Annotated in this window: 5 protein-coding genes; all 5 read right to left on the reverse strand. The window is 71.5% G+C overall.

The genetic code is table 11. The features are described 5' to 3' along the window. The coding region (locus PROKR_RS30030) for an ABC transporter ATP-binding protein (protein ID WP_245606041.1) at positions 1 to 947 on the reverse strand (947 nt) is incomplete at its 3' end. Next, positions 944 to 1876, reverse strand: a complete 933-nt coding sequence (locus PROKR_RS30035; protein WP_036971607.1) for an ABC transporter permease — start codon at positions 1874 to 1876, stop codon at positions 944 to 946. The genes PROKR_RS30030 and PROKR_RS30035, both read right to left, overlap by 4 nt. Beyond that, positions 1869 to 2873: an ABC transporter permease gene (locus tag PROKR_RS30040; RefSeq protein ID WP_036971610.1), complete on the reverse strand. Its 1005-nt coding sequence runs from the start codon at positions 2871 to 2873 to the stop codon at positions 1869 to 1871. The genes PROKR_RS30035 and PROKR_RS30040 overlap by 8 nt, the downstream gene beginning before the upstream one ends. Positions 2874 to 2996: 123 nt before the next feature. Continuing rightward, on the reverse strand, positions 2997 to 4634 hold the full coding sequence (locus tag PROKR_RS30045; protein WP_051433521.1) for a peptide ABC transporter substrate-binding protein: 1638 nt from the start codon (positions 4632 to 4634) through the stop codon (positions 2997 to 2999). A gap of 174 nt (positions 4635 to 4808) precedes the next feature. Continuing rightward, positions 4809 to 6027 (reverse strand): sugar-binding protein (locus tag PROKR_RS30050; RefSeq protein WP_036971613.1); only part of this gene is annotated, 1219 nt, incomplete at its 5' end.

A 6027-nucleotide genomic window follows, 5' to 3' on the forward strand; every position in this document is an offset into this window, starting at 1 on the left:
CAGCCCGCCGGCATCGCGGCCGGGCTGGGTGGCCGGCCCGGGATCACGGGTAGGCGGCCCGTCCCGGCGGCGGAGGGGATCGACCGCAGCAGGGCCCGGGTGTACGGGTGGGCGGGCGCGGTGTAGACGGGCACCACGGGGGCCTGCTCGACCGCGCGGCCCGCGTACATGACCGTGACGTCGTCGGCGACGCCTGCCACGACGCCCAGGTCGTGCGTGATCAGCACGAGGCCCATGTGCCGCTCGGCCTGGATCTCCGCGAGCAGGCGCAGCACCTGCGCCTGGACCGTCACGTCGAGGGCCGTGGTGGGCTCGTCCGCGATGAGTACGTCGGGGTCCATGGCCAGCGCCGTCGCGATCATCACGCGCTGGCGCATGCCGCCGGAGAACTGGTGCGGGTACTCCGTCACGCGGGCCTTCGCGTTCGGCACCTTGACCAGGTCGAGCAGCTCGATCGCGCGCTTGCGGGCGTCGCCGCGGGACAGTCCGCGGCGGGCCCGCAGCGCCTCGGTGAGCTGGTAGCCCACGGTGTGCACGGGGTTGAGCGCGGCCAGCGCGTCCTGGAACACCATCGCCACCCGGTCACCGCAGCGGGCGCGGTGCTCCTTGCGGCTCAGGGTGAGCAGGTCGGTGCCCTCCAACCGCACCGACCCGCGTGTGACGCGCGCGGTGTCGGGCAGCAGGCCCATCACGGCCAGCGACGACACGGACTTGCCCGAGCCGGACTCACCCACGATCGCGAGCGTCCGGCCAGCCTCCACGCGGTAGGACAGCCCGTCGACGGCGCGCACCACGCCGTCGGGCGTCCGGAACTCGACCGCGAGGTCGGTGACCTCCAGGAGGGGATGTGTCTTCTGCTCGCCCTCGCTGCGCTCCGCGCCGGGCGAGTGCCTCGTTCCTCGGCCCTCACCCTCTGCTGCGCTCCGCAGGCGGCTCGCCGCGCTCATGCGGCGAGCCTCGGGTCGAGGGCGTCGCGCAGGGCGTCGCCGAGCACCACCAGGGCGAGGACGGTCGCGACCAGGCAGATCAGGGGCGCGAGCAGGATGTGCGGGGCACCGCCGAGCACCCACTCCGAGCCCTGCTCGATCTGGATCCCCCAGCTCGTCGCCGGTGGCCGGACGCCGATGCCCAGGAAGGACAGCACTGCCTCCGCGCTGATCACCCCGGCCACGGAGGTCGGGAGCAGCGCGGTGACGGTGCCGATCGCGTTGGGCAGCACGTGCCGGCCCATGATGCGCAGGTCCGACGCGCCCAGCGAGCGCGCGGCGGTCACGTAGTCCAGGTTCTTCGCCTCCAGCGTGCTGGCCCGCACGTACCGGGCGTACGGCATCCAGCCGAACAGGATGAGCACCACCGCGGGCAGCAGGATCACGTTGAACGTGCCGGTGCCGAGGTCGACGCCCTTGAACAGGGACAGCACCAGGAGTGCGGCCAGCAGCAGCGGGATCACCAGGAAGACCTCGACAGCACGGGAGACCAGGTAGTCCACCCAGCCGAGGTAGTACCCGGCGAGCAGACCCAGGGTGACGCCGATCAGCAGCGAGACGCCGACCACGACGATCGCCAGCAGCAGCGACGGCCGGATGCCGTGCACCAGCGTGGCCAGGACGTCGCAGCCGAGCGCGTCGGTGCCCAGCGGGTGCTCGCCGCCCCAGCCCTGCGGCGTCGTGCGGGCCTCCCGGATCGGGCACGTGCGAGGACTGGTGCTCGTGAACAGCGTGGGGAACGCCGCCATCAGCCCGAAGAACACGAGCACGACGGCGGCGGCGATCGTGTCCGGCCGGCGGCGGAGCCGACGCCAGGCGTCGGCGAGCGGGCTCGACGACGCGCCCGCGGTGCGCCGGGCGGTCGGTGTGGGTGTCGCGGCATCACTCATAGCGGATCCTCGGGTCGAGCAGGGCATAGGCGATGTCGACGACGATCATCACCACGACGGTCACCGCGGCCAGCAGGGTCACGACGCCGAGCACGAGCCCGACGTCGTCGTTCCGCACGGCCTCCCACAGGACGCCGCCCATCCCGTAGATGTTCATCAGGCCCTCGGTGATCACGGCCCCGCCGAGCGCCTCGGCGAAGGTCAGGCCGACGGCGGTCACCACGGGGACCGACGAGTTGCGCACCACGTGGTGCACGACGACGCGCCCCTCGGTCAGCCCCTTCGACCGGGCCGTGCGCACGTGGTCGCCCTGGTAGGAGTCGAGCTGGCTGGCCCGGACCAGGCGGATGAACGCCGCGGACCCGGCCAGGCCGAGCAGGATGCCGGGGACGACGACGGTGGCCCACGGGTGGTCGGGGTCGAAGGACGGCTTGAACCAGTAGGGCGGCCAGCTGTTCTCGCCGAACGTGTCCTCGGCCCAGCGGTTCAGCGGCACGGCGACGACGTACCGGTAGACGATCAACAGCACGAAGACGGGGAACGCGTCGATCAGCACCGACGTGAGCCGGATGCCGTGGTCGCCGGGCGAGCCGCGCCAGCGGGCCGCGGCCGAGCCCAGCAGCATGCCGAGCGCCAGCCAGGTGACCAGCACCACGCAGAACAGGCGGATGGTGTTCGGCGCCGCTGTGGCGACGATCTCCGAGACCTCACGCCCGCGCAGGTTGGTGCCGAAGTCGCCCTGGGCGTACTGCCCGAGGCGCTCGACGAACGGCCCGAGGCACGGGTTGCCCACCTGGTCGTAGCAGGGGTCGTCGAGGTTGAAGCGCTGCTCGACGGCGGCGACCTGCGCCGGGGTGGCGACCTTGTCACCGAAGAACGCCTGGGCCGGGTTGCCGTTGAGCTGGATGGCGACCGTCGTGAGCAGGTGCAGCAGGAACATGACGAGCAGCAGGGTGCCGACCGCCTGGGCGGCACGGCGAAGGATGTAGCGCCCCATGGGGTCCTTCCGGGGGGTATGGGGATGCGCGGACGGCGGACGGCCGTGCCGGCCGGACCTGGCGGAAACGGTGTCCCGTCAGGCCCGGCCGGTGGTGCCGCTCCGGCCCGGCGCGGTGGTTCGTTACGCCGTGACGTCGATCTTGCGGAGGATCGGCGCGCCCGAGAACGGGTTGAGGATCACGTTCTCCAGCCGGTCGCTGTAGTAGGTGGCGCTGAAGCTCCAGCGGAACGGGATGGTCGGGAACTCCTCGGCGAGGATGGCCTCGGCCTCCTGGTAGAGCGCGACGGACTCGTCGAGCGACGGCGCGGCGGCCGCCTCGTCCAGCTTGGTCTCGAAGTCCTCGCTGTACCAGCCCCAGTGCCCGGCGCCGGGCTCGCCCGACGCGTAGAAGCTGAGGTAGTTCTCGTTGAGCGGGTAGTCCGGGAACCAGTTGTTCCGGAACATGCCGTCGAAACCCTGGGCCGACCGGGTCGAGAAGTAGTCGTCGCTCGGCAGGATGTTGAGCTCGTACGGGATGCCCAGCACCTCCTCGATGGAGTTGCCGATGGCGGTGAAGTACTCCACCTCGGCGTCGTCGTCACCCAGGCTGATCTGCAGCTTCTCGCCGTCGGGCCAACCGCCGGCCTTCTCCAGCGCCGCCTTGGCCGCCTCGGGATCGTAGACGCACCACTCGCACGTGCCGGCCTCGCCGCCGGGCACCCCGCCGGGAACCACCCAGGAGTCGGCCGGGGTGGCCTGACCGCTGCCCAGCGAGGAGATGATGCCCTCGCGGTCGATCGCCATGGAGATCGCCTTGCGGAACTCGATGTCGTTCCACGGGCCCTCCGTGTAGCCGGAGAAGCCCAGGTACGTGAGCGAGGCGCCGGGCTTCTCGACATACCGCTCGGAGAGCTCGGGGTCGTTCTTCGCGGACTCGACCTCCGCGGTCGGCGGGAAGGACAGATCGAGGTCGCCGGCCTTGAAGTCCGCCCACCCGGCCGTCTCGCCCGCGGCGTACTCGGTCCAGTGGATGGCGTCGTAGCTGGGCGTCTCGTCGAGCGTGTAGTCCGCCCACTTCTCGGCGGTGAGCTCCTGGCTCTGCTGCCAGTCGGTCACCTGGAAGGGGCCGTTGCCGATGGGCTCGAGCGCGCACTTCTCGACGTCGTCCAGGCACTCCTGCGCGATCGGGAAGAAGCCGGTGTAGCCGAGCATCGTCGCGAAGCCGGCGAACGGCGAGGCGAGGGTGACCTCGAGGGTCAGGTCGTCGGTGACCTTCAGCCCGGACAGCTCGTCCGCGGCGCCCTCGGCGGTGATGTTGCCGTCGTCGTCGGTCGTGGGCTGCATCTCGTCGTAGCCCTCGATGATGCCGAAGAAGTAGTTGGAGTACAGACCGTTGTCGCCGTCGGCCGTGTAGTTCCAGGAGCGGGCGAACGCATCGGCGTCGACGGGCTCACCGTTCTGGAACGTCAGGTCCGGCTTGATCTTGATGGTCCAGACCGTGTTGTCGTCGTTGGGCTCGATGGACTCGGCCACGTAGTTGTACGGCTCGGTGGTCTCCGGGTCGTACCGGACCAGACCGTCGTAGACCACGTCGAGGACGCTGATGTTGTCGTACGCCCCGGCGTCGCCGGGGAACAGCGTCTCCATGTCCTGGCTGATCCAGGTCTCCAGGGTGACCGGCCCGTCGCCTTCGACGGTGTCGTTCGGGGTACACCCGGCCACGGTCAGGGCCACCACGGCCGCCGCCGCGGCGAGGGTGGTGATGCGTGCTTGCCTCACTGATTGCCTCCCCAGTTCGTCTCCCCGGTCAACTGGCGGGGAGGTTTGGACCATATCGCCACGCAAGTGGGGTCGCCTGGAAAGTCGTGTTAACCGTCTGTAACGATTCGTCAGGTCTCCTTTCTTGCGAGCGACCAGCGCTCACGCGGAAGGAGACCCGACGAACGGCAGGAGTCAGCAGCCGCCGAGGTCCCGCCACGGACCCCACGGCGTCGCCGAGGGCTCCTGGTTCCGGCTGTACCACTGCGCGGTCCAGCGATGGCCGCCGTGCACCACCGTCTCGCCACCGTCGTACACCGCGGTCGGCGTCCAGGCGGCGTACGTGCCGCCGGCACACGCCTGCGGGGCGCCCACCTCGGCCCACGGCCCCCATGGCGTGGCGCCCGGGGTCTGGCCGCGCGTCCACCACAGTGCGGTGAACACCGCGCCGTCGTGGCTCACCTGGTCACCCGCCGTGTACACGGCGCTCGCGGACCAGGCCGGTACCGCCGGCGCCTCCGGTTCGACGAGCCGGCCCACGCCCCAGCGCGCGGTGGACTGGTAGCCCGCGCCCGTGGGGTCGGCCCAGTTGCGGACGGCGGTCCGTGCGCCGCCGGCCGCGTCGTTGACCTGGAAGTCCAGGCCGTGGAACGTGCCCGGGCCGCCGTAGGACAGCAGGTCGACCGACGCCTCGACGCGGTAGCCGTCGTCGGTCGCCGTGGCGGCGCTGGACACGCGGGCGCGCTGCGCCGCCTCGTCGCCGGTGCCGAACGAGACGACGCCCAGCGCCGAGACGCGGATCTGCGTGTCGTCGGCCCGGTAGCCGCCGTTCTTCGCGTTGCCGCCGTCCACGTAGATCTCCACGGAGTCCTGGATCCACGGGTCCGAGCCGGAGACGTCGACCACCGGGTCGGCGACGTCCGCCAGGACGTACAGCGTGCCGTCCCTCCACAGGGTGCGGACGGTCGCGACGGCGCCGCCCGAGCCCTCGACCTCCTTGGTGGTGGTCACCGCAGGACCCGCCGCGTCCCACACGTCGTCCACGTCGCCGTCGACCACCGGGGCCTGCGCGGCCTCGGTGACCTCCAGGTACGACAGCTCCTCGACCAGCGTCAGCGTGCCGACGGCACCGGGCGAGTTCCACGCGGTGGACTCGTCGCCGCTGGTCACGCGGGCGTCGAACGTGGCGGTCGCGCCCTCGGCGAGGGTCGCGGGCAGGTGCACGACGACGTCGTAGCCGCCCTCCCGCTCGCTCACCTCCGCGTCGGCGCCGTCGCCCGGACCGGTCACCGTCCCGTCCCGGGTCACGGTGTACGCGGCGTCGTCGAGCACCAGCGTGACGGCGTCCCCGGCGTCGGCCGCCGCGTCCTCCACCGCGTCGTCCACCGTGACGAACGCCGTCAGGTGGTCGGCC

The organism is Promicromonospora kroppenstedtii DSM 19349, from assembly GCF_000515355.1.
Classification (GTDB): Bacteria; Actinomycetota; Actinomycetes; order Actinomycetales; family Cellulomonadaceae; genus Promicromonospora; species Promicromonospora kroppenstedtii.

What these genes read in the sequence shown, in the direction of transcription:
- PROKR_RS30035 (WP_036971607.1), bottom strand. Translation starts at nt 1,876, where the DNA reads ATGAGTGATGCCGCGACACCCACACCGACCGCCCGGCGCACCGCGGGC.
- PROKR_RS30040 (WP_036971610.1), bottom strand. Translation starts at nt 2,873, where the DNA reads ATGGGGCGCTACATCCTTCGCCGTGCCGCCCAGGCGGTCGGCACCCTG.